This window comes from Dactylosporangium sp. NPDC049742 (assembly GCF_040674675.1).
Classification (GTDB): Bacteria; Actinomycetota; Actinomycetes; order Mycobacteriales; family Micromonosporaceae; genus Dactylosporangium; species Dactylosporangium maewongense.
The window spans coordinates 87,163-109,837 of the sequence record NZ_JBFANF010000012.1 but is presented as its reverse complement, the minus strand read 5'-3'; the positions used below and the strand labels follow the sequence as shown (position 1 = coordinate 109,837).

At 73.5% G+C, this 22,675-nt stretch carries 19 protein-coding genes; 5 read left to right on the top strand and 14 right to left on the bottom strand.

Features of this window, described 5'->3' with window-relative positions:
* Window positions 1-39 precede the first annotated feature (39 nt).
* The 3 genes from AB0J72_RS17645 to AB0J72_RS17635 form a co-directional block, all read right to left on the bottom strand.
* Window positions 40-603: a hypothetical protein gene (locus AB0J72_RS17645; RefSeq protein ID WP_363399867.1), complete on the bottom strand. Its 564-nt coding sequence runs from the start codon at window positions 601-603 to the stop codon at window positions 40-42.
* A 165-nt stretch (window positions 604-768) separates the two neighbouring features.
* The gene (locus tag AB0J72_RS17640) at window positions 769-3,222 is read right to left on the bottom strand and encodes a LamG-like jellyroll fold domain-containing protein (protein WP_363399865.1); all 2,454 of its coding nucleotides are present in this window, start codon (window positions 3,220-3,222) and stop codon (window positions 769-771) included.
* 81 nt (window positions 3,223-3,303) lie between these two features.
* Complete coding sequence (locus AB0J72_RS17635; protein ID WP_344514832.1) at window positions 3,304-4,029, bottom strand: DUF6086 family protein; 726 nt, start codon at window positions 4,027-4,029, stop codon at window positions 3,304-3,306.
* A 140-nt stretch (window positions 4,030-4,169) separates the two neighbouring features.
* On the opposite strand from AB0J72_RS17635, the gene AB0J72_RS17630 reads away from it, so the two are divergent.
* The gene (locus tag AB0J72_RS17630; RefSeq protein WP_363399863.1) at window positions 4,170-5,027 is read left to right on the top strand and encodes a flagellin; all 858 of its coding nucleotides are present in this window, start codon (window positions 4,170-4,172) and stop codon (window positions 5,025-5,027) included.
* Window positions 5,028-5,195: 168 nt separating this feature from the next.
* Window positions 5,196-6,821, top strand: a complete 1,626-nt coding sequence (locus tag AB0J72_RS17625; protein ID WP_363399861.1) for a beta-1,3-glucanase family protein — start codon at window positions 5,196-5,198, stop codon at window positions 6,819-6,821.
* Between the two features lie 65 nt (window positions 6,822-6,886).
* Here AB0J72_RS17625 and AB0J72_RS17620 read toward each other — a convergent pair whose 3' ends face one another.
* A complete protein-coding gene (locus AB0J72_RS17620) occupies window positions 6,887-9,556 on the bottom strand; it encodes a LuxR C-terminal-related transcriptional regulator (protein WP_363399859.1) in 2,670 nt (889 codons plus the stop codon).
* A 68-nt stretch (window positions 9,557-9,624) separates the two neighbouring features.
* Here AB0J72_RS17620 and AB0J72_RS17615 point away from each other — a divergent pair, with 68 nt between their 5' ends.
* Window positions 9,625-10,323, top strand: a complete 699-nt coding sequence (locus AB0J72_RS17615; protein WP_363399857.1) for an ABC transporter ATP-binding protein — start codon at window positions 9,625-9,627, stop codon at window positions 10,321-10,323.
* Window positions 10,320-12,647: an FtsX-like permease family protein gene (locus AB0J72_RS17610; RefSeq protein ID WP_363399855.1), complete on the top strand. Its 2,328-nt coding sequence runs from the start codon at window positions 10,320-10,322 to the stop codon at window positions 12,645-12,647. Before AB0J72_RS17615 ends, AB0J72_RS17610 begins: the two co-directional genes overlap by 4 nt.
* A 326-nt stretch (window positions 12,648-12,973) precedes the next feature.
* Here the strand turns inward: AB0J72_RS17610 and AB0J72_RS17605 are convergent, their stop codons facing one another.
* From AB0J72_RS17605 to AB0J72_RS17585, 5 genes are all read right to left on the bottom strand, one after another.
* Complete coding sequence (locus AB0J72_RS17605; protein WP_344515253.1) at window positions 12,974-13,252, bottom strand: GlsB/YeaQ/YmgE family stress response membrane protein; 279 nt, start codon at window positions 13,250-13,252, stop codon at window positions 12,974-12,976.
* A 72-nt stretch (window positions 13,253-13,324) separates the two neighbouring features.
* Entirely contained in the window at window positions 13,325-14,548 is a 1,224-nt protein-coding gene (locus tag AB0J72_RS17600) for an MFS transporter (RefSeq protein WP_363399852.1), read from the bottom strand.
* Window positions 14,545-15,129 carry a TetR family transcriptional regulator gene (locus tag AB0J72_RS17595; protein ID WP_363399850.1) on the bottom strand — a complete coding sequence of 195 codons (585 nt, stop codon included), beginning with the start codon at window positions 15,127-15,129 and terminating at the stop codon, window positions 14,545-14,547. Before AB0J72_RS17595 ends, AB0J72_RS17600 begins: the two co-directional genes overlap by 4 nt.
* Before the next feature lies 1 nt (window position 15,130).
* On the bottom strand, window positions 15,131-15,856 hold the full coding sequence (locus AB0J72_RS17590; protein ID WP_363399848.1) for a sugar O-acetyltransferase: 726 nt from the start codon (window positions 15,854-15,856) through the stop codon (window positions 15,131-15,133).
* Between the two features lie 36 nt (window positions 15,857-15,892).
* The gene (locus tag AB0J72_RS17585; protein ID WP_363399846.1) at window positions 15,893-16,459 is read right to left on the bottom strand and encodes a hypothetical protein; all 567 of its coding nucleotides are present in this window, start codon (window positions 16,457-16,459) and stop codon (window positions 15,893-15,895) included.
* A gap of 62 nt (window positions 16,460-16,521) precedes the next feature.
* Here AB0J72_RS17585 and AB0J72_RS17580 point away from each other — a divergent pair, with 62 nt between their 5' ends.
* Window positions 16,522-16,971 carry a MarR family transcriptional regulator gene (locus AB0J72_RS17580; RefSeq protein ID WP_363399844.1) on the top strand — a complete coding sequence of 150 codons (450 nt, stop codon included), beginning with the start codon at window positions 16,522-16,524 and terminating at the stop codon, window positions 16,969-16,971.
* Here AB0J72_RS17580 and AB0J72_RS17575 read toward each other — a convergent pair.
* Genes AB0J72_RS17575 through AB0J72_RS17555 form a run of 5 tightly spaced genes read right to left on the bottom strand, consistent with a single transcriptional unit; the run spans window position 16,968 to window position 22,656 of the window.
* Window positions 16,968-17,756: a hypothetical protein gene (locus AB0J72_RS17575; RefSeq protein WP_363399842.1), complete on the bottom strand. Its 789-nt coding sequence runs from the start codon at window positions 17,754-17,756 to the stop codon at window positions 16,968-16,970. The two genes, AB0J72_RS17580 and AB0J72_RS17575, sit on opposite strands and share 4 nt — an antisense overlap.
* A gap of 2 nt (window positions 17,757-17,758) precedes the next feature.
* Window positions 17,759-18,679 carry an RNA polymerase sigma factor gene (locus tag AB0J72_RS17570; RefSeq protein WP_363399840.1) on the bottom strand — a complete coding sequence of 307 codons (921 nt, stop codon included), beginning with the start codon at window positions 18,677-18,679 and terminating at the stop codon, window positions 17,759-17,761.
* Complete coding sequence (locus tag AB0J72_RS17565; protein ID WP_363399838.1) at window positions 18,676-20,865, bottom strand: bifunctional polysaccharide deacetylase/glycosyltransferase family 2 protein; 2,190 nt, start codon at window positions 20,863-20,865, stop codon at window positions 18,676-18,678. Before AB0J72_RS17565 ends, AB0J72_RS17570 begins: the two co-directional genes overlap by 4 nt.
* A 2-nt stretch (window positions 20,866-20,867) precedes the next feature.
* A complete protein-coding gene (locus AB0J72_RS17560; RefSeq protein WP_363399836.1) occupies window positions 20,868-21,239 on the bottom strand; it encodes a hypothetical protein in 372 nt (123 codons plus the stop codon).
* Between the two features lie 31 nt (window positions 21,240-21,270).
* Window positions 21,271-22,656 (bottom strand): extracellular solute-binding protein, encoded by a 1,386-nt coding sequence (locus AB0J72_RS17555; protein WP_363399834.1) that lies wholly within the window; start codon window positions 22,654-22,656, stop codon window positions 21,271-21,273.
* Window positions 22,657-22,675: the final 19 nt, after the last annotated feature.

The window sequence follows — 22,675 nt, the reverse complement described above, 5'->3', positions numbered from 1 at the left end:
GCACGCTGGAACAACACCCGCGGAGGATGACGGCGCCCGTCACCTGGTCAGGACGAGGCAGTACGTGGTGTCCTCGGGCTCGTTGGAGAAGGTGATCCGGTCGAAGCCGCCGCGGCAGGTGCCGTCCTTGTGGTCGACGACGGACTCGACGCGGTACACCAGGTCGGCGGGGTTGGTGGAGAGCTTCTTGCGGGAGCTGCCGCACTCGGCCTTGTGCATCGTGCTGTCGAGCAGGCCGGTGGAGACGGTGGCGCAGTCGCCGACCTTGAAGTCGGGACCGGTGATCGCGTCCCAGTTGTCGATGACGTACGTGAGAAGCATGAAGGCAACCGCGATGCCGATCGCCACGGCGATGCGGAAGCCGCGCGGGCGGTCGGACCAGGCCGTGGTGGGCGGGGCGCTGGAGGACGAGAGGGTGGAGGACGGCCGGTAGGTGGGGGCGGGGGCGGTGGTGAAGCGGGCCGGCGGCTCGTCGGGGACCCGTTCGAGCGCGCCGCCGCAGACGGCGCACGAGGTGTTTCCCTCGGCCGCCGGCTGCCCGGACCGGGCGCAGGTCAGGTCGACACAGGTCAGCTGGCCGGGTCGGGCCATTCGGTTCGGCATCGTCGCCACCTCCTGTCGTGCCCGTCCGGCAAGGACGGCGCGTCAGGAACTGACGGACCGGCGACGGTCAAACGACGGACCGGCGACGGTCAAACGACGGACCGACGACGGCCGGAACGACGGACCGGGAGCGGGACAGGAAGAGGCCCGCTCCCGGCGTCGGTGTCAGTTGCCGGAGGTGAACAGTTGCTGGATCTCGGCGGGGGTCAGGGCACGGTCGTACAGGTGGACCTGGTCGACGGTGCCGTCGAGGAAGTCGACGGGGTTGCCGCCGAACTTGCCGCGGCCGATGACGGTGTTGCCGGTGGGGGCGGCCTGCGGGAGGCAGGCGCTGGCGGTGCCGGCGAGCTGGCCGTCGACGTACAGGCGGAGCTCGCCCTTCACGGTGTCGCGGACGCCGGTGAGGTGGTACCACTGGCCCGGGTTTGGCCTGGTGGGGGCGAGGGCGCGGACGCCGACGAAGCTCATCGCGAAGCGCTGGTCGGCGCCGGAGTACTGCAGGAAGAAGTCGCTGTTCGTCGGGCCGTCCTGGCTGACGACGGTCTGGAAGGCGCCGTCGACGCGGTCGAGCTTGACCCATGCGGCGGCGGTGTAGTCGGTCGCCGTGTTGAGCAGCGGGGCGCCGGTGTCGAGGTAGCCGTTGTCGAAGGAGACGCCGTCGCCGGTGTGCCCCGCGACGAACGCCGCCCCGCCGACCGCGGTGGCGTCGTGGGAGCCCGCCGCATCCGCAAAAGAGCCGTCGAGGGGGTAGAAGGCGATGCCGGTCAGGCCCGGCGTGCCGGGCGGCGGCTGCGGCACGTTGCCCGGTGAGCCGTCGGCGGCGGCGATGATCTGCTGGTTGATCTGCTTGACCTGCTTGAGGTCCATCTTCGCGACCTGCCGGTCGTAGGTCCAGAAGCCGTTGAGCTCGCCCTCGACGTCGGTGATCTGGGTGTACACCGAGGCGCTGATCCCGCAGGACTTCGCCGACGCGATGACGGCCTTCTGGTTCTCGACGTACTTCGCGGTGAGCGTCGCCTTGTCGGGTGTCATCTCGTACGCGCCGCCGTCGCCGAACCACATGTGGTTGGACGTCTTCAGGCCGAAGCCGCCGTGCTCGCCGTCGATCGAGACGCGGTCGCCGCTCGGCGCGGGGGAGGCCGGGCCGAGGTACTGGTGGAAGTCGATCACGTCGCCGCGGCCGGAGTCGCCCTTGGAGTTGCAGCAGTTGACGCCGCTGTGCGCGTTGACGAGCCGCGAGGGGTCCTGGGCCTTGACGTCGTCGGCGATGCGGCCGGTCGCGGTGCGGTCCCACTCGCCCCAGCCCTCGTTGAAGGGCACCCACGCCACGATCGACGTCCAGCTCTGGTGCTCGCGGACCATCTCGTGCAGCTCGGCCTCGAACTGGTCGCGCCACTCCACCGGGATGGGGCCGGTGTTGGCGGCCGGCATGTCCTGCCACACCATCAGGCCGAGCTTGTCGGCCCAGTAGTACCAGCGGTCGGGCTCGACCTTGATGTGCTTGCGCACGGCGTTGAAGCCCATCGCCTTGTCCTGCTGCAGGTCGAACTTCAGCGCCGCGTCGGTGGGCGCGGTGTTGAGCCCGTCGGGCCAGAAGCCCTGGTCGAGGTTGGCGAGGTTGAACAGGATCTTGCCGTTGAGGGTGATCCGCAGCTTGCCGTCGGCGCCGCGCAGCGTACCGATCTGCCGCATGCCGAAGTACGAACCGACGGTGTCACCGGAGGTCAGCCGGACCTGCAGGTCGTACAGGAACGGGTTGTCCGGTGACCAGAGCTTCGGGTTCGGCACGGGGACCGCGACCGCGGTGCCGACGGTGCCGGTGACCCGGCCGACGACCTTGTTGCCGTTGCGGGCGACCGCCTCGAACTGCTGGCCGGGCGTGCCGTTCACGGTCAGGCTCAGGCTCTGGGTCGCCAGGGAGGGCGTCATCGAGAGGGAGGTGATGGACGCGGCCGGGACGGGCTCCATCCACACCGTCCGCCAGATGCCGGAGCTGCCCTGGTAGAAGATGCCGCGGTCGCTGACCCGGCGCTGCTTGCCGATCGGCTGGCCGGTCGCGTCGGTGAGGTCCTCCGCCCAGACGATGAGCTCCTGGGGGCCGGTCCCGACCAGCGCGTCGGTCACGTCGAGGTCGAAGCCGTCGTACCCGCCGCGGTGCGTGCCCACCTGGGTACCGTTGACGAACACCTTCGCGTCGTAGTCGACCGCGCCGAAGTGCAGGACCAGCCGCTGGCCCGCCCAGGCGGCCGGGACGGTGAAGGTCCGCCGGTACCACATGCGGTCCTCGTGCCGCTGGATCCCGGACAGCGCCGACTCGATCGGGTACGGCACCAGCACCCGCTCGCCGAGGCTCTGCCCGGTCGGCACGGCCTGGTCGACGGTGGCGCGGGCGAACTCCCACACGCCGTTGAGGTTCTGCCAGCGGTTCCGGGTGAGCTGCGGCCGCGGGTACTCGGGGAGGGCGTTGCTGGGCCCGACCTGGGCGGTCCACGGGGTGGCGATGGGCGGGATGCCGGGGTGCCAGCTGGGTCCTTCGGGCGGTGGCGGGGCGGCGGCCGCGGGGGTGGCCACGGCGACCGCGATCGCGGTGGCGGCCGCGATCCAGGCGAGTCTTCTCACGGGTGCACTCCTTAGCATCGAAGTGCACCCATACCAACAAAAGCAATCAGGTTACGTCAAGCATTGACACATTCAAACACCTCATGCAACGCTCGGGGGCGGATCCCCGAAGCCCAGCCAGGTGATCCGGTGGCCCAGCCCGTCGTGCACCACCTGGAGGCGCAGCCGCGACACCCCGTACACCGTGTCCCACAGTGACATGACGCTGACCCGGCGGTACCCCTCATCGGTGCTGATCAGGTCCGGTGGGATCCGCTGCGGCGGCAGCAGCAGGGGCACCGGATAGCCGTCGACGATCTCCCGCAGCCGGTCGCCCTGCCAGCCGAGGCCGTCCGTGCGGGCGTCGATCGTCTGGTACCAGCCCCGGACGAGATCCAACACGATCGCCGCGAGCTCGAAGCGGACCGACGGCGGCAGCTCCCGCGCGGTCGGTGGCCCCCACGCGACCGGTTCGAGGCCGCTCGGCGGCAGCGCGACGTGCATGCCGTCGCGGATCTCCGGGTTGCCGCCGAGCTCCCGCAGCGGGCCGTTGAGGTGCTGGTCGAGCGACGCGAGGACCTGCAGCGTGCCGAGCGACATCGCCCGTACGGCCGGCGAGTGCTGCCGGTTCCAGTCGTTGAGCAGGAACACGAAGAACTCCCGCAGCTTCAACGGGTCGAAGTGCAGCTCGTCGCTCTCGGGCCCGAGGATGCCGCTGGAGCGCTGGATCCGGTGCTCCATGACGCGCACCTGCGCCGCGAACAGCTGCGCCGTGCTGGTGCCCGGCTTCCAGAAGGGGACCCCGTCGACGTACCCGTACATGCCCATGCGCATGACCTTGCCATCTCTTGCCGCGGCGGGGAAAACCTCCGGCCGAAGCCTCATGCCCGTCGGGGTGGCGCCGATGTCAGAACCGTGCGGGCCACGGACGGCCCGGGCAGTACGACCCGGATCAAGGAGGAATCACCATGGGTCTTCGTATCAACAACAACATCGCCGCGCAGAACGCGTACCGGAACCTGTCGACGACCGACAGCCAGATGAGCAAGTCGCTGGAGCGCCTGTCGTCCGGTTACCGGATCAACCGCGCGGCCGACGACGCGGCGGGCCTATCGATCAGTGAGGGCCTGCGCTCCCAGATCGGTGGCCTGAAGGTCGCGGTGCGCAACGCGCAGGACGGCATCTCGGTCGTGCAGACCGCTGAAGGCGCGCTCACCGAGACGCACTCGATCCTGCAGCGCATGCGCGACCTCTCGGTGCAGGCGTCCTCGACCGGTTCGCAGGACACCGACGCCCGGACCGCGGCGCAGACCGAGTTCACGCAGCTGAACGCCGAGCTCGACCGCATCTCCACCACCACGTCCTTCGGTGGCCAGAAGCTGCTCGACTCGAGCGCCGCCTACACCGGCACGTTCCAGGTCGGCGCCAACACCAACACCGCGGACCAGATCGCGGTCAACCTCGGCACCGCCGCCTTCGGCAGCGTCACCGGCGTCACCGGCTTCGACTCGACCGGCCTCGGCACCGCCAGCCTCGACCTGGTGACCGGCGCCTCAGCGGCGATCACCGCGATCGACACCGCGATCAAGGGCATCTCGACCGCTCGGGCCACGCTCGGTGCGTACCAGAACCGGTTCGAGCACACGATCAACAACCTCAACACCGCGGTGGAGAACCTGTCCGCGTCCGAGTCCCGGATCCGTGACACGGACATGGCGTCGGAGATGGTGTCGTTCACCCGCTCGCAGATCCTGACCCAGGCCGGGACGAGCATGCTGGCCCAGGCCAACCAGGCGCCGCAGAACGTCCTGTCCCTGCTCCGATAACCCGAAGGCGATACCCAACGAACGTGAGCGGAGCCCGACCTACGTTGGGCTCCGCTCAACGGTTTCTTAAGTTTCGATTCGGTGACGGTGGATTCTGTCGATCTCTGTTGACACGTTCCCCACCGGTAACAAAGGCTGCTGAGAGCGCTCTCACGAAGGAGTCTCTCGGTGCGTTTCAGGACGAAGGTGCTCGGTGCGCTCGCCGCGCTCGCCGTAGCGGTGCCGGTCGGCATCGCGGCGATGCCGTCGGCGTCGGCGCTCGGACCCAACCTGCTGCCCTTCACGGTCAAGAACACGACGGGCCGCGGCGACGCGGTCTACCTCTACGTCATCGGTGTCAACCTCACCACCGGCCGCCTCGGCTACGCCAACGCCGGCGGCGCGTTCACCAACTGGGCCGGCGGGTCCAACCCGCCCTCCCCGGCGCCGGACGTCGCGATCGCCGGCCCGGGCAACGGCGGCAGCACCACGATCCAGCTGCCGAAGAACATGTCCGGCCGGGTGTACATGTCCCTGGGCCAGAAGCTGAAGTTCTTCCTCACCCCAGACGGGCTCGTCCAGCCGGCGCCGTGGGCCGCCAGCGACCCCAACCACGACATCCTGTTCGACTGGAGCGAGTTCACCTACAACGACGCCGGGCTGTGGCTCAACAGCTCGCAGGTCGACATGTTCGCCGTGCCGCACGAGGTCAGCGTCACCGGCAGCAACGGCGTCACGACCAGGACCGGCGCGCCCGTCGCCAACGGCCGGCAGAACGTCATCAACCAGATCAAGGCCCAGTCCGGCTGGGGCAACACCGTCGTCACCCGCGCCGACGGCACCGTGCTGCGCGTCCTCGCTCCGGGCAAGGCCGCCGACGCCGGGCTGTTCAGCGCGACGTACCTCGACCCGTACATCACCAACGCCTGGAACGCGTACACGTCCAAGACCCTGACGGTGGTGCCCTTCACCGACCAGCCGGGCGTGAAGTACTTCGGCCGGACCAGCGGCAACGTCATGAACTTCACCAACGGCTCGGGCCAGCGGGTCGCGTCGTTCAACAAGCCCAGCACCAGCAACGTCTGGGGCTGCGACGGCGCGCTCGGCGCCCCCAACGACCAGGTCGTCGGGCCGATCGCCCGCACGCTCTGCGCGGCGCTGCACCGCGGCACGCTCGGCACCATCGACACCCAGCCCGGCGGCGGGGCGGCGGACTTCTACAAGAGCTCGCTGACCAACCACTACTCGCGGATCATCCACGCGAACATGGCCGACGGGAAGGCGTACGGGTTCGCCTTCGACGACGTGCAGAACCAGGAGTCGCTGGTGCACTCCGGCGACCCGCGCTCCGCCGGCATCACGCTCAGCCCGTTCGTGGGAGGCACCACCCCGCCGCCCACCGGCGGCGGCACCACGCAGCCGCCGGCGGGCAACGTCAGCGGGATCGCCAGCGACTGGCACGGCAAGTGCATCGACGTGCCGAACTGGAACTTCAACGACGGCCAGCGCCTGATCGTCTGGAACTGCACCGGCGGCACCAACCAGCGCTGGACCTGGGTCGACGGCACCCTGCGCACCGAGAACAACAAGTGCATGGACGTCGCCTGGGGCTCGAAGGACAACGGCGCCGCGATCCAGATCGCCAACTGCAGCGGCAACGCCGCCCAGCAGTTCGTCCTGTCCGCCGCCGGCGACCTGGTCAACCCCCAGGCCAACAAGTGCGTGGACATCGCCGGCTGGAACCCCAACAACGACGCCGTCCTGCACCTGTGGGAGTGCACCGGCGGCGCCAACCAGAAGTGGCACAAGGTCTGACGCACCGCATAACCGAAATTTCGGATATGTTCGCGCAGCGGACATATCCGAGGAGCGGGCCCGCCTCAGCCGGACAGGTCGAGGCGGGCCAGTTGCGTGCGGCTGGCCACGCCGAGCTTCGGGAAGGCGCGGTACAGGTGGTAGCTGATGGTCTTCGGGGAGAGGAAGAGCTGGGCGCCGATCTCGCGGTTGGTCAGGCCGCCGGCGACGAGGCGGACGATCTGCAGCTCCTGCGGGGACAGCGTCGCGGCCAGGCTCGATGACGGCTGAGCGGCGGCGGCGCCCGCGGCGCGCAGCTCGGCGCGGGCCCGCTCCGCCCACGGGACGGCGCCGAGGCGGTCGAAGATCTCCGCGGCGGTCCGCAGCTGGGCGCGGGCCTCGGTCTTGCGGCGTTCCCGGCGCAGCCGTTCGCCGAAGGCGAGGTGGGTGCGGGCCGCCTCCCACGGGTGGCCGCCGAGCGCGACCGCGGCCTCGAAGTGCCGGTTCGCGTCGGGCCAGGACGGCTCGAGCAGGGCGTGGCAGCGGTGCGCGACCGCGTCGGACCAGTCGAGGCGCGCCGCGGCGGCCCAGTCGGCGAAGCGCGCGCAGGCCGCCTCGGCCCGGTCGAACGCGCCGATCCGGACCGCCGCCTCGACCTGGTCCGGTGCGCTGTAGACGGCCTGGATCTGGTGGCGGACCGGGCCGGCCAGGGCCGCCTCGAGCCGGTCCGACGCCTCCGCCGGCCGGCCCTGCCCCAGGTCCAGCAGCGCCAGGGCCCACTCCGCCCAGGCGAGCCCGTTGGCGATGTGGTTGCCGGCGTACCGGTCGTGGCAGCGCCCCGCCAGCTCGGCACAGCGGTCGGCGGAGCCGCTGGCCGCGGCGATCCAGGCGAGGATCCCTTCCAGGTAGCCGGCCCGGTTCGGCTGGCCGGTGTCGGCGGCGAGCCGCAGCCCTTCGGTGGCGGTGGCGACCGCGTCCCGGAAGCGGCCCAGGTACAGCTCCGACGCCGCCAGCGTCACGTGGGCGAGGGGCAGCCAGCCGATCGAACCCTCGGCCCGCGACTCGTCGGCGACGCCCTGCGAGATCGCCCGGCCGGCCTCGAAGTCGCCGACGAGCCCGGCCACGAACGCCGCGTTGAGCCGCAGGTTCGGCGGGCCGGTCCTGGTGCTGGTGAGGGCCCGCATCGCCGGTACACCCGCCGCCGGACCCTCGAGCAGGAGCCGCGCCGCCGCCGTCACCGCCGCCACGGCTGGGTCGAGGCCGTCGGAGGGTCGCAGGCCGAGGTCGTCCAGCCGCCGCGCCGCCTCGCGCACCCGCGGCGGGTCGCTGAGCTGCCACGCGTTGCGCGCCGCGTCGACCAGCAGGAGCCCGGCGGCCCGGCGGTCCACCGGCGCCAGCGCCGCCGACCCGGCGACCAGCAGGTCGTGCGCGGACGCCGCCGACCCCTCGTCGAACGCCAGCCGCGCCCGCAGCTCGCACACCCGGGCGGTGAGCACCGGGTCGTCGTCGACCGGGTCGCAGGACGCCAGGAACCGGCGGGTCAGGTCGGGCTGGCCGGCGTCGTTCGCGGCGACCGCGGCCGCGACCAGCCGCCGGGTCCGTTCGCCGGGAGCGGCGGTCAGCTCGGCGGAGCGCTGCAACGCCGCCGCCGCGGCCGGGTAGCCCTTGCGGCCGAGGGCCCGCTCGGCGGCGCGTTCCAGGGCGAGCGCCGCCTCCTCGTCCGGCCCGGTCGCGGCGGCGGCCAGGTGCCAGGCCCGGCGGTCGTCGTCGGCGGGAAGCGTCTGCGCCAGCGTCCGGTGTACGGCCAGCCGCCGGTCGAACGTGGTCTGCTGATACGCGGCGGCCCGCAGCAGCGGATGGGTGAACGCGATCCGCCCGGCGGCGACCGTCACCAGGCCCGCCTCCTCGGCCGCGCCCAGGCCGGACGGTGCCACGCCGAGCAGCTCCGCCGCCCGCAGCACGACCCCGAGGCCCTCGTCGGGTGAGGCGGCGGCGATCAGCAGCATCGCCCGGCCGTCGGGCGGCAGCCGGTCGATCCGCGCCGCGAACGCCTCCTGGATCCGGCGCGGCAGCAGCGCCGGCACGAACGGTGGAGCCCCGCGCGGCAGCTCCCGCAGGGCGAGGGGGTTGCCGGCGCTGTCGCGCACCAGCCGCACCCGGATCCGCGGCGGCAGGTCCGGCCGGATGTGCCGCAGCAGGGCGTCCGCGGTCTCCGGGTCCAGCCCGGCGAGCCGGTGCTCCGGCAGGCCCTCGGGGGCGAACTCGTCCCGCGCGGCGAAGAGCATCGCCACGGACTCGGCCTGCAGGCGGCGCGCCACGAACCGCAGCGCCTGCGCGGAGGAGCCGTCCAGCCACTGCGCGTCGTCGACCAGGCACAGCACCGGGCGCTCCTCGGCCAGCTCGGCCAGCAGGGTCAGCACCGCGGCCCCGACGAGCAGCTGGTCGCCGCCGGCGGCCGGGCCGAGCCCGAGGGCCCCGCGCAGCGCGGCGGCCTGCACGTCCGGCAGCTGCGACGAGGACGTGAGCGCCGGCGCCAGCAGCTGGTGCAGCGACGCGAACGGGACCTCGGCCTCGGTCTCCACCCCGGCGCAGCGCAGGACCATCGTCCCCGCGGCGCCGCCGGCCGCGTCGTCGAGCAGGGAGCTCTTGCCGATGCCCGGGTCGCCGCGGATCACGAGGACGGCGCTGTGCCCGGCGCGGGCCCGGTCGAGCACCGCGCCCGCCGCGGCCCGATCGTCGTCCCGCCCCCACAGCATGATCATTCGAGGGTACTGGTCACCTGTCCGGTACCGCGACCGTGCCCGCCGCTCATACGGTCGGCGGCATGGTTGAGCTCGAGGCCGTCACCAGGCGGTACGGAAAGAACACCGCGCTGGACGCGGTCACGGTCGCGTTCGCGCGGGGCACGTTCACGGCGGTGATGGGGCCGTCCGGCTCCGGCAAGTCGACGCTGCTGCAGTGCGCCGCCGGACTCGACCGGCCCGACGCCGGCCGGATCACGGTCGCCGGTCAGGACCTCACCGGCCTCAGCGAGCGCCGCCTCACGCTGCTGCGCCGCGAGCGGATCGGCTTCGTGTTCCAGGCGTTCAACCTGCTGCCCGCGCTCACCGCCCGGCAGAACGTCGGCCTCCCGCTGCGCCTCGCCGGCCGCCGCCCGGACCGCGCCACGGTCGACCGGGCCCTCGCCGCCGTCGACCTCGCCGACCGCGGCGGGCACCGGCCGCAGCAGCTGTCCGGCGGGCAGCAGCAGCGGGTCGCGATCGCCCGGGCCCTCGTCACCCGCCCGGCGGTCCTCTTCGCCGACGAGCCGACCGGCGCGCTGGACACCAACACGGGCCGCGACGTGCTGCGGCTGCTGCGCGACCTCGTCGACGAGCACCACCAGACCATCGTCATGGTCACCCACGACCCGGCCGCCGCCGCGTACGCCGACCGCGTGCTGTTCCTGACCGACGGCCGCCTCTCCGGCTCCCTGTCCGCCCCCACCGCGTCCGCGGTCATCGAGATGATGGCCGCCGCATGATCGGCATCGCGCTCGCGGGGCTGCGGCTGCGGTGGCGGTCGTTCGTGGGGACGTTCCTCGCGCTCGCGTTCGGCAGCGCCCTCATCGCCGCCATGGGGCAGGTCCTCGCCACCACCGCCACCGCCCCGGACCGGGCGCCGCAGCGGTACGCGGCCTACCCGGTCGTGGTCGCGCCGCACGACACGCTGACCGTGCCGACCTGGCGCGGCGGCGAAAGCCAGCCCCTCGCCGTCTCGCCCGGCCTGCCCGCGGACGTGGTTGCGGCGCTGCCGGCCGGGCGGGTCGACCGGATCATCCCCGCGCAGTTCGCCGACGGGCCGCCCGGCGCGGGGATCGCCCGGCCGTGGGCGCTCGCACCCGCGCTGCTGTCGGGCCGCGCGCCTGCCGCCGACGAGGTCGCCACCTCGGGCGCACCGGTCGGCGCGCGGATCCGGGTCGTGACCGGCGACGGGATCCGTTCGTACACCGTGAGCGGCACCGTCAAGGAAGGACTGTTCTTCTCCGACGCCACCGCCGCACAGCTGCGGCCGCAGGTCGACGCCATCGTCATCGTCGACGGCGCCGCCGAGCGGGTCCGGGCCGCGGTCGGCGACCGGGCCAGGGTGCTCACCGGCGACGACCGCGGCCGCCTCGACCCCGGCCGCGTCGCCGACGCCCGGGCCCGCAACAACGCCAACACGATCGTGGGCATCGCGCTGGGGTTCGCCGCCTTCGTCGCGATCTTCGTCGTGGCCTCGACGTTCGCCTTCGCCGTCGGGCAGCGGCGGCAGGAGTTCGCCCTGCTGCGGGCCGGCGGAGCGCTCCCCGGTCAGGTGCGGCGGCTGGTGTACTGGGAAGCCCTGGCGGTCGCGCTCGTCGCCGCCGCGATCGGCGCCCTCGCCGGTCCCGCGCTGGCCCCGGCGCTGCTGGACCTGCTGCGCGAGCGCGGCATGGCGCCCGGCTGGGTGCACACGATCAGCCCGGCCCGGTGGCCCATGTGGACCGCCTTCGGCACCGGCGTCACCGTGGCGCTGCTCGGCGCGGTCACCGCGGCCTGGCGGGCCGGCCGGGTCCGCCCCGGCGAGGCGCTGCGCGAGACGGTCGTGGAGTCCCGGACCATGCCGCCCGCCCGCTGGGTCGCCGGCGTCCTGACCCTCGGCACCGCGCTGGTCACGATGGCGGTGACGGCGATCGGCGACCCGGCGTCCGCGACCAACCGCAAGAGCTACATGCCGGTGGTGATGCTGCTGATCGTCGCCGCGGGCCTGCTCGCCCCGGCGCTCGTCGCCGTCGTCGCCCGCCGTCTCGGCGGGGCCACCCCGCGGGGCACCGGCCTGCTGCTGGCGGTGCGCAACGTGACGGCCTCGGCGCGGCGGACGGCGGCGGTCGCGGCGCCCGTCCTCGTCACCGTCGGGCTGGCGGCGTCGCTGCTCATCGCGTCCGACCTCACCGACGAGGCGAAGAACGTGCTGCGCGCCAGGCCCGCGCACGCCGACTTCCTGGTCCTGCCCGACGGTCACGGCTTGGACCGGGAGCTCGTCGCGGGGCTGCGCGGCGTCCCCGGCGTCGACGTGACCTTCAGCGCCGAGACCACCGTGTACACCCTGGAAGGCGACACCGCGCTGGTCCGGCGCGACGCGGCGGAGGCCGACGACGTGCCCGCCGGCGGGATCAAGGTCGCCGCCGACTGGGGGCTGCGGGCCGGCGACACGGCCCGGCTGTGGCTCGCCGACGGCAGCGAGGCGCGCCTGCGGGTGCTGGAGGTGCTGCCGCCGGGCAGCGCGGTCGACGCCTACCTGCCGGCATCCGCCGGGACGCTGCCGTCGGTCGCGTACGTGCGCCTTCGCCCCGGCACCGACCCGGCCGCCACGACCGCGGCGCTGCGGGCCGCTGCCGACGGGCACCGGGCCCGGGCGGTCACGCGCGAGGCGTGGCTGGCGGCCGCGCGCCAGGGCCAGGGGTCGGCGAGCCGGCTCGGGCTGCTGGTGGTGCTCGGGATCGTGCTCGCGTACACCACCCTGGCGATGGTCAACACGCTGCTGATGGCGGCGCCGGACCGGGCGGGGGAGCGGCGGTCGCTGGGCCTGCTGGGGGCCAGCCGGCGGCAGGTCCTGGCGTGGACGGCGGTCGAGACGCTGGCCACGGTCGCGCTGGGGGTCCTGCTCGGGGTGGTCGTCGCGGTGGTCGCGGTGGCCGGCCTGTGGACGACGCTGCTGGGCGTCGCCGGGGCGGTGACGGTGAGCGTGCCGTGGGCGACCCTGGGGGCGCTGACCGGGGGGACGGCGCTGATCGCGGTCGCTGCGGCGCTGGTGGGAGCCGCTGGCAGGAAGCCCCGGAGCAGCTGACGGAAAGGCCCCGGAGAAATAGTGAGACCGGCACCCACGGGGGAAGGCGCCGGTCTACTGCATCCAAGGATAGGCCGCCCGCGGCGCATCCGCCAGTGCCAACCGGATGACGTCCTCCGTGGACGATCGGAGGCTGGTCCATCGCGATGTCGCCGCCCGTTCATCGGACGTTCAGCCGATCGGGTTCTTCGTACACACGTTCCATCCACAGCCTGTGGATAGCACATGTGTACGAAGAAGGTTTGCCTGCTCAGACCCTGTGGACAACGCTGTGGAGACAGCAAGCGACCCCCGGCCGGGATGGCCGGGGGTCGCTCGAGATGCGGTCAGAGGGCTCGGTGGCCCCGGCCGGCGAAGCCGGCGACCAGCGCGACACCGATGGCGGCCACGATCACCTGGACCAGGAGCTCGCCCCAGTCGACGCCGGGCGTGTCGGTCGCGATGCCGACGGCGTTGGCGATGAAGGTGCCGATCAGAGCGGCGACGACGCCGATGACCATCGTGAGCCAGATCGGGATGTTCTGGCGGCCGGGGACCACCAGCCTGCCGAGCGCGCCCACGATCAGACCGACGATCAGCGCGGTGATGATTCCGGTGACGGTCACTGTTCCTCCTCGTTTCCCGACGAAGCGGCGTCGGTGTGCCGCTGTTTCAGGGGTGCCCGATCACCGATGCGGTCAAACACGCTCCGGGGTCTCCGGCGACTCCGGCAGCGGGCGGATCGCGCCCGCCAGCAGGAAGGCGACGGTCAGCAGGACAGGGATCGCGATGAGTGCCCGGAGGACCGACATGTGGTCGCCGAGCACCCCGATCAGGGGCGGGCCGCCGAGGAACGCGCAGTAGCCGATCGAGGCCACCACGCTGACCCGCCCCGCGGCCCGGGCCGGGTCGTCGGAGGCGGCGCTCATCGCGACCGGGAAGCCGAGCGAGGCGCCGGTGCCCCACAGGAGCGCGCCGGCGTACGCGGTCGGGGTGTTGGGGCCGAAGATGAACAGCGCCAGGCCGGCCAGCGCGATCACGGCGAGGGCCCGCACGACGGGGACGCGGCCGAAGCGGTCCAGCAGCGCCGGGCCGAACCAGCGGCCGGCGGTCATCGCGGTCAGGAACACCGTGAACGCGAGCGTGCCGACGGCGGCCGGGGTGTCGTAGCCGTCGATGACGGCCACGGCGATCCAGTCGATGCCCGCGCCCTCGGTGAACGCGAACGCCAGCACGAAGACGCCGACGAGCAGGGTGCGCGGCTCGGTCCAGAACTCCAGCAGCCCACCCTTCTTCTCCGCGGTGCCGCCTTCCGCGGACGCGGGCGCGTCGTCGGGCAGGAACGTGCGGACCATGACGAACGTGCTGGCGCCGGCCAGGACGGCGACGGCGATCAGGTGGGCGGTGACCGGCACCCTCAGCGCCACCATCGCGGTGCCGAGCAGGGCGCCGGCGACGGTGCCGACGCTGTACCCGGCGTGGAAGCGCGGCATGATCGCCCGGCCGAGGCGGCGCTCGACGAGGGCGCCCTGGACGTTCATCGCCACGTCCCAAGCCCCGTTGGCGAAGCCGAACGCGAAGAGGCCGAGCACGACCGGCGGCACGCCGAGGTGGTACCCGGCCGCGACGACGGTCAGGCCGGCGGCGAGCAGGACCGCCATCGCCGCGACCGTGGCGCGGGAGCCGAGGCGGGCGACGATCTGGCCCGACAGGACGAGCGAGATGATCGACCCGACCGCGATGGCGACGAGGACCAGGCCGAGCTGCGACGGGCCGAGGCGCAGCTCGTCGCGGATCTGCGGGATGCGGGTGGCCCAGCTCGCCATCGCGAACCCGGACCAGATGAAGGCGGCGTAGACGGCGCGGGTCGCGGCGCGCAGTGATCGGTCGGTGGTGAGCGCCGGCCCGGCGGTCAGGGTCATCGCGGGTCTCCGTTGATCTGTGGGTCTTGTGCGGGTTGGTGCAGGACCCGGGCCACGATCACGCGGATCTCCTCGCGTGAGACGGGTGCCGTGGACAGGGTCTTGTGCATGACCAGGCCCTCGATCAGGGCGTCGACGCCCCGGGCGGTGGTCGGGTCGACGAAGCGTTCGAGGACCGCGCGGCTGGTGCGCATCCAGGTCTCGGTGATGGTGCGCAGCTCGGGGTCGCGCAGCGCGGCCAGGTAGAGCTCGTAGGCGATGGCCCAGTCGGCGGTGTCGGCGCCGGCGTCGCCGTGGATCAGGTCGGTGACCGCCTCGATCAGCGCTTCATGCGTGTGTACGTGCAGGAAGTGCGACTCGTAGACGATCGACATCCGCTCGGCGTGCCGCCGGAACGCCTGCGCCCGCAGGTCGTCGAGGCTGCTGAAGTGGTAGGTCAGCGACCCCAGCGGCACGTCCGCCGCCGCGGCGATGAGCCGGTGGGTGGTGCCCGCGACGCCGTGCTCGGCGATCACCGCGATCGCGGCGTCGACGATGCGGTCCTTCCGGTTCGGGTCGTGCCGCCGTGTCCCCGCCGCCACCTCAGACCGGGCCGGCCGTGCCTGGGGATCCCGCCGGCGCGGACTCTGCCTGCGCGGACTCCGCCGCTGCGGTGGGTGGTGCCGGCTGAGCCGATGTGGCCGGCTGGGTCGTGGCTGCCGGAGTGGGCGGGGCGGCCTCCGGAGCGGGTTCCGCCTCCGGCGCGTCGGTGAGCCGGCGGACGATGCGGGCCGGGCTGCCGACCGCGAGGACGCCCGCGGGGAGGTCCCGGACCACCACGGAGCCGGCGCCGACGACGGTGTCGGGGCCGATCGTGACGCCGGGGCAGACGATGACGCCGCCGCCGAGCCAGACGTTGTCGCCGATGACGATCGGCTTCGCCGCCTCCCACTTGTCGCGGCGCGGGTCCGGCTCCAGCGGGTGGGTGGAGGTCAGCAGCTGCACCCCGGGCCCCATCTGCACGTCGTCGCCGATCGTGATCGTCGCGACGTCGTTGCAGACCAGGCCCCAGTTGGCGAACGCGCGGGCGCCGAACGTCGTCTGATACCCGTAGTCGCAGCGCAGCGGCGGCCGCACGTAAGCACCCTCGCCGAAGCCGCCGAGCAGCTCGGTCAGCACCGCCCGCAGCCCCTCGTGATCGGTGGGGTCCATCGTGTTGAACCTGTGGGAGAGCGCCTGCGCGCGGGCGTCGTCGGCCGCCAGCTGCGGGTCCTCGGCGCGGTACAGCTCCCCGGCGAGCATCCGCTCCCGCATGGTCCTCTCGGTCATGTGTACAACCGTACACTCGCTATGTACATCTGTACACTACGCGTCGGCCCCGCTGCGCCGTCGACTGATCAGTGCGGCGACCAGGGCGCCGGGGATCCACAGGTACACCGCGAAGAACCCGGCGAACTTCAGCGCCGCGGCGGTCGAGTAGAGGACCGCGACGACCGGGTTCACCGCGCCCGGGTCGGGCAGCATGGCGAACGAGAGCAGGTTCTCCACCACGTCGCACAGCGGGGCGAACGGGCCCAGCGCCACAGCGACGGTGGCGATCCGCCGGCCGCGGCTGCCGGCCGGGAACGCGCGGGCCACCAGCGCGAGGGCGGCCGTGAAGAACAGCGCCGTGGCCGCGATGAAGGCGAAGTCCATGAACTGGGTCTGCCAGTAGACGCCGAGGGTGCCCGCCTCCCGCATCGTCGTGTACCAGCCGGAGAGCTTGCGGGCGCTGAACGACAGTTGGCCGACGTAGTAGGGCACCGGGTAGCCGGAGCGGGCGTAGAAGCCGTCGAGGACCGTCTGGGTGATCCGCTGGGCGGCGAAGCCTGCCACGGTGACGCCGGCCAGGACGGGGAGCTTCGCGCGCTGTACACGCTCAATGAATTCCATGGAATGTATCTTGCGAGGGGCGGCGGGTGACGTCAAGTGTTCCATGGAATATATTTGCCCACATGACCCCTCAGACGCGCGCTGAGCTGCAAGGGCGGGCGATGCGCGAGCTGTCGATCGCGCACCAGCTCGCCGAGACGCGGCTCAACCGGGCGCTCCGCCCGCTCGGGCTGACCATGACCCACACCGCGGTCCTGCTCCACCTCGCCAACGCCGGGCCCGGCTCGGTCGGTGACATCGCCGCCGCGATGGAGGTCAACCAGCCCGCCGTCTCGAAGACCCTCAAGACGCTGGTCGACCGCGGCGCGGTGACGGTGGAGGCGGCCCCCGGCGACGCCCGCCGGCGCAGCGTCGCGCTCACCCAGCTCGGCGGCGAGCTGATCGGCCAGGCCATGCGCGCCATGCACCCCGACGCGACGGTCGCCTTCGCCGGCCTCGACGACGAGCGCCTGCGCCACCTCGTCGACCTCCTCGCGGAGGTCCGCGCCACCCTGGACGCGGCGCGGCGTTAGCGGCCGGACTGCTTGACCGGGTGGGTGCGGCTGGGCTTGGCGGTGCCGGGCTTGACGGCGCCCGGGCGGGAGGCCTCCACGGCGGAGGGCTCGACGTCCGCGCCTTCTTCGCCCGGGCGGGAGGCCGCCGGCGTGGTGGGCGCGGGCGTGGTGGGCGCGGGCTTCGGGGCGAGGACGCCTCGGCAGAAGTCGTTGATCCCGGTCGCGCTCTTCGCCGCCTGGGCGAGCATGCGACGGTCCTCGCCGCTGACCGGCGGCGCCTGCGGGTTGGTGCGGCTCGCCTCCCACGCGCGGCAGAGCTCCTCGATCCGGGCGGCGCCCGGCCCGCTCGCCTCCGGCGACGGCGACCGCGACGGCCCCGGCGTGCCCGCCGGTGACCCGGCCGGCGAGCCGGAGGACGGCGTGGCCGGCCCGCTGCCCGAGTCGTCGCCGAACAGCGACTCGACGGTGCGCCGCACCGGATCCGGCAGGGGTGCGCCGCTCGCCGCGTACGCGGTGCCGCCCAGCGACACGACCGCCGCGACGGCGCAGGCGATGAGGGCGTTGCGCCGCCGGCGCCACGTGCGGCGGTAGGCCCGGCGGAACTCCCGCACGGTGTCGTCCTCGCCGGTCAGCTCGGCGGGCAGGGCCGGCCCCGCGGCGGCGACGAGCAGCGCGGCGACGCCCGCGTGCCGCCCTGCGGCCGGCTCGCACAGGTCGAGCAGGCGCTCGGCGACGTCGGGCGTCAGGCTGTCCAGGGCCAGGCCGTCGGGTGCCAGCGCGTCGTGGATCGGTGTCTCGGGCATGATCAGCCGCCTTCCCGCGGATCTGTGCCGCGGTGCGCCTGGACTTCGGGATGGTCGGCCAGCCGGCGCAGCCCTCGCATCGTCGCGACACGGACCGCGCCGGGGCGCTTGCCCAGGACCTTGGCGGTGCCGGCGACGTCGAGACCGGCCACGACGCGCAGCATCACCGACTCCGCCTGGTCGGGGGGCAGGGTGCGGATCATCCGCAGCGCCCACTCGGTGCCGGACCGGTCGCCGGCGTCCAGGGCCACGTCGCGGACGATCTCGCCGGCCGCCTCGCGGACCTCGTGCACGGTCTGGTGCGGCTCCTCGCGCCGCCGCCACGCGCGCCGGTTCTCGTCGATGCCGCGGTTGCGGGCGATCCGGAAGAGCCACACCCGGAACGCGGTCGTGCCGCCGCTGAACCGCCGCAGGTCCCGCGACGCCTGCAGCCACGTCTCCGACGCCACGTCCTCGGCGGCGTCGCCGCAGACGACCCGCAGGTACCGCAGCACCAGCGGCTGCAGCGCCCGCCACAGATCCGCGAAGGCCGCGGCGTCGCCGCCGATCGCCCCGGCCAGGGCCACCTCGAGGCGGTCGTCGAGCGTGACCTCGCCCAGCGCCAGCTCGACCTGCGCCGTCCCGATGTCGCCGTCCGCGGTCATCCCGGCGTCGTCGCGCGCGAGCGTGCCGGCGTCGCCGGCGTCGACCGCCGGCGTCCTGGTGTCGGCGCCTGCCGAGGGACTGGCGTCGGCGCGCGGGGACGTCCTGGCGTCGCCGTCCGCCGGCACCCCGGTGTCGCCGCCCGGCGGCGGCTTGGCTTCGGCGCGTGCGGGCGTCCTGGCGTCGCCGCGCGGGGGCGTCCTGGCATCGCCGCCCGTCGACGAGCGCGCGGGGCAGCCGTGGGAGTACGGCGTCGGGTGGGTACCGGCCAAGGCGGTCACGGCCGGCCCGACAGATCCGACGGCCACGCCCGGCCGTCGCGCGCCACCCACGGCTCGGAGCCCTGCGGCGCAGGCAGGTCCATGGAGTGGGTCGCGTGCGGTGCCCGGTCCGGGGCCACCTCCGGCGCCTGGTGCGGGACGAGGGCGCCCGGGAGCGCGGGCCCGCGCGGGGTGACGGCGGCCGCGGCGAGGCCGGTGCGGGTCGACACCTGCCAGCGCTGCCGGCCGCCGAGCAGCGCGGCGACGGCCGACTGGATGACGACCAGGTAGAGCAGCTGGCGGTACACCACCTGCTGCAGCGGCACCGTCCACAACGGCCCCAGGGACTCGCGGTCGAGCCGGAGCGCGTAACCGGCGGCCAGGACCTGCAGGGCGGTGAAGCCGCACCACACCGCGGCCACCTGGGCCCAGGGCAGGAAGAGGAGGCTGTAGACGGCGTAGACGTCGATGAGCGGTGCGGTCAGCGGCAGGAGCATCTGGAAGACCGCCAGGTAGACCAGGCCGCGCCGGCCCAGGTGGCCGCCCTCGCCGATGGCCCGGCGGTGCTTCCAGGCCGCCTGCATCGTGCCGTAGCACCACCGGTACCGCTGCCGCCAGAGCTGCCGCAGCGACGACGGCGCCTCGGTCCAGGCGATGGCGCGGTCCGCGTACACGACCCGCCACCCGGCGCGCAGGATGGCCATCGTCAGGTCGGTGTCCTCCGCGAGGGTGTCCGCGGGCACCCCGTCGGTGTCGAACAGCGCCGCCCGGCGGAAGGCGCCGATCGCGCCCGGGATGGTCGGCATGCACTCGCCGAGGTCGAACATGCGCCGGTCGAGGTTGAAGCCGACCACGTACTCCAGGTGCTGCCACCGGCCGAGCAGCCCGCCCCGGTTGGCGACCTTCGTGTTGCCGCTGACCGCGCCGACGGACGGGTCGGCGAACGGCTGGACGAGCCGGCCGATCGCGTCGGGCTCGAACACGGTGTCGCCGTCGACCAGCACCAGCAGCTCCCCGCGGGCGGCCGCGACGCCGGTGTTGAGGGCGGCCGGCTTCCCGGCGTTGGCCTGGCGGATCAGGCGGACCCCCGGAAGCGCGAGACGGCGCACCACGTCGGCGGTGTCGTCGGTGGATCCGTCGTCGACGACGACGACCTCGAGCGCAGGGTAGTCGTTGCCGATCAGCGAGCGGACCGTCGCGGCGATGTTCGCCGCCTCGTTGTAGGCCGGCACGATGACCGACACCAGGCCGAAGGAGCGCATCCGCCCGGCGACGGCGCGGCGCGCGTGCCGGCGGGCGATGGCCACCTGGACGACGAGTCTGACCAGGGCGAGGGCGGTGGCGGCGACGATCAGCCACCACATCGCGGCGCTGATCCAGCCGCCGGCGGTCTGCGCCCAGCGCAGCGCGTGGCCGCGGGCGACGTCGCCGGTGCCGGCGGCCGCGTCCGGCGGCAGGCCGAGCCCCTCGGAGACCGTGACGAACCGGCGCCCGGGGGTGGCCGTGATCCGTTCGACCGCCGCCACCGTCTGCGTCCGGTCGCCGCCGCCGTCGTGCAGCAGCACGACGCCGCCCGGCGCGGCCGCGGCGACGATGGCGTCCACCCCCGGCCGCTGCCAGTCCTGCGTGTCGCGGTCGGTCATGACGGTGAGGAACCCGGCGGGCAGCCGCTGCGGCGTCGACAGGTACGGCGGCCGCAGCAGCCGCACGGTCCGCCCGGTCGCGGCGGCGATCGCGGTGCGGGTGAGGTCGAGCTCGAGCCGCTGCCGCCAGGCGGGCAGCGCGGCCAGGTCGGCGTGGGTGAAGGTGTGCACGCCGAGCTCGTGCCCCTCGGCGACGATGCGCCGCACCAGGTCCGGGTGCTGGTTGACCCGCGAGCCGACCACGAAGAACGTGGCCCGCGCGTGGTTGCGGCGCAGCGCGTCGAGGATCAGCGGCGTCCACCGCGGGTCGGGCCCGTCGTCGAACGTGAGCGCGACCGCGCCGGCCGGCATCCCGGCGGAGCGCACGGTGCCGTCCGCCTGGACCTGCAGCACCGGGCCCAGCTCGCCGGGGGCCGCCGAGGGCTCGGCGCCGGGCACGCCCCGCACCCAGCCGTCGAGGCACAGCTCGGCGAGCAGGACCGCCATGACGAGCAGGAGCAGCAGCCAGTGCGCCCTGGGCGCGCTGGGCGATCTGGGCGCCCGATGGGACGAGTGCCGGGCCACCGCTACTTCGTCCGGCTCGGTCGCGGATTGCCCGGGTGCGCCGTCTTCCGGTTGTCGTGCGGCTCGCTCGCCGACGGGCTGGGTGACGCGCCGCCATCGGTCCCGGGCGCGGCGGCGGGGCGTGCCGAGGTGGGCTTCGTGGTGGGCCGCGCGGGCGCGCCGCTGGTCGGCGCCGTCCCGAGACCGTCCTGGTGGCGACCGATCTGCCCGTTTTCCGGCAAACCGGGCAGCGGCACCGGCGAGGCGCCCAGCAGCCCGGCGATCAGCAGCGCGCAACCGGCCGCGAGCAGCACGCCGAGGCCGGCCCCGAGGATCGTGAAGAGCCTCCGGCGCCGGCCGGTGCGGTCCACGAAGACCGGGTCGACCACATCCACGGGAGAAGGAGCGGCGGGACCCCCGAAAGCGTTACGGCGTGATCCCCGTGTTCGTCGGGTCGCGCAGCGCTTCATCGATGTCCGCGGTCGTCCTGGTCATGATCTCCTGGACCTGACCGCGGCCCAGGGCCCCGGGCGCGCTCCACAGCTCCCGCAGGTCCTTCGCGATCACCGACTCGACGATGATCCAGGCCGAGACCGACGGGTACATCTTGCCGTGCGGGATCATCTCCCGGAACGCGGCATACTCCGGCTCGGTCGCCAGCTTGGTGCCCTCGATCGCCTCGGTGCGGGCCGGCCACAGCCCCGAGTTGACGCTGTAGCGCTGCTGGCTCGCCTTGCCCGTCAGGTACCGGACGAACTCGAACGCCGCCTCGGGATGCTTCGCCTCCTTGAGGATGCCCAGGTTGGAGCCGCCCAGGAAGCCGAACCGGCCCGCCTTCCCGGCCGGCATCGGCGCCGTCGACCAGCCCGCCTTCAGGCCGGCGCGGGAGGGGTCGGAGGCGAACTCGGCGACCGACTGGGAGTTGTCGATGGTGATGGCGCCGGTACCTTCGGCGAACGCGCGCGGCACGTCGCTGGAGGACAGCGCCATCGCCTTCGGGTCGTCGTAGAGCCCGATGAGCCGCTGGTAGTACGTGACGCCGTCGACCGCGGCGGGCTCGGCGAGCATCGACTTCGTGCCGTCGTCCTTGATCAGGTCGCCGCCGGCGCCCCAGATGAACGGGGCCACGTTGTGGATGATGCCGAAGTTGTTCTGCAGGCCGATGGCGAGCGGCGCGACCCCGGCGTCGGACGCCTTGATCTTCTGCAGGGTCTCCTCGAAGGAGTCCCAGGTCGCGAACGCCTCCTTCGGGTCCAGGCCGAGCTTGCGCAGCACGTCCGTGCGGTAGAACAGGGCCCGGATGTCGATCAGCCACGGCAGCGCCGTGATCTCCTGCGACGTGATCAGGTGGCTGGAGCTCCAGCTCGCCTTGGCGAAGACGTCCTCGCCGCCGACCGCCGCGATCTCCTCGATGCTGTACGGGCGCAGCGCGCCGATCGAGCTGAAGCCGGCCACCCAGGTGGTGCCCAGCACCGTCACGTCGGGGCCCTCGCCGCTGGTCGACGCGGTGCTGAGCCGGGTCAGCGCCTCGTCCCACGGCACCCGGACCGCCTTGACCGTGATGTTGGGGTGCGCCTTGTGGAACTCCTCGGTCTCGGTGATGACCGCCTGGTCCTGCACCGGCCCGCCGTACGGCATGTACCAGAACTCGATCGTGACGGGTGGCCGGTCGGCGGCGTACCCGATGCCGCCCGCGCCCTCGCCGTCCTTGTTCGCGCACGCCGCGGCGGGCAGGAGCGTCGCCGCGGCGGCCGCCGCGGACATGATCAGCCGGCGCCGGCTCAGGCTGCGTTGCACTGGGGAGCCCTTCATGAAGAGCCAATCGTCCCGA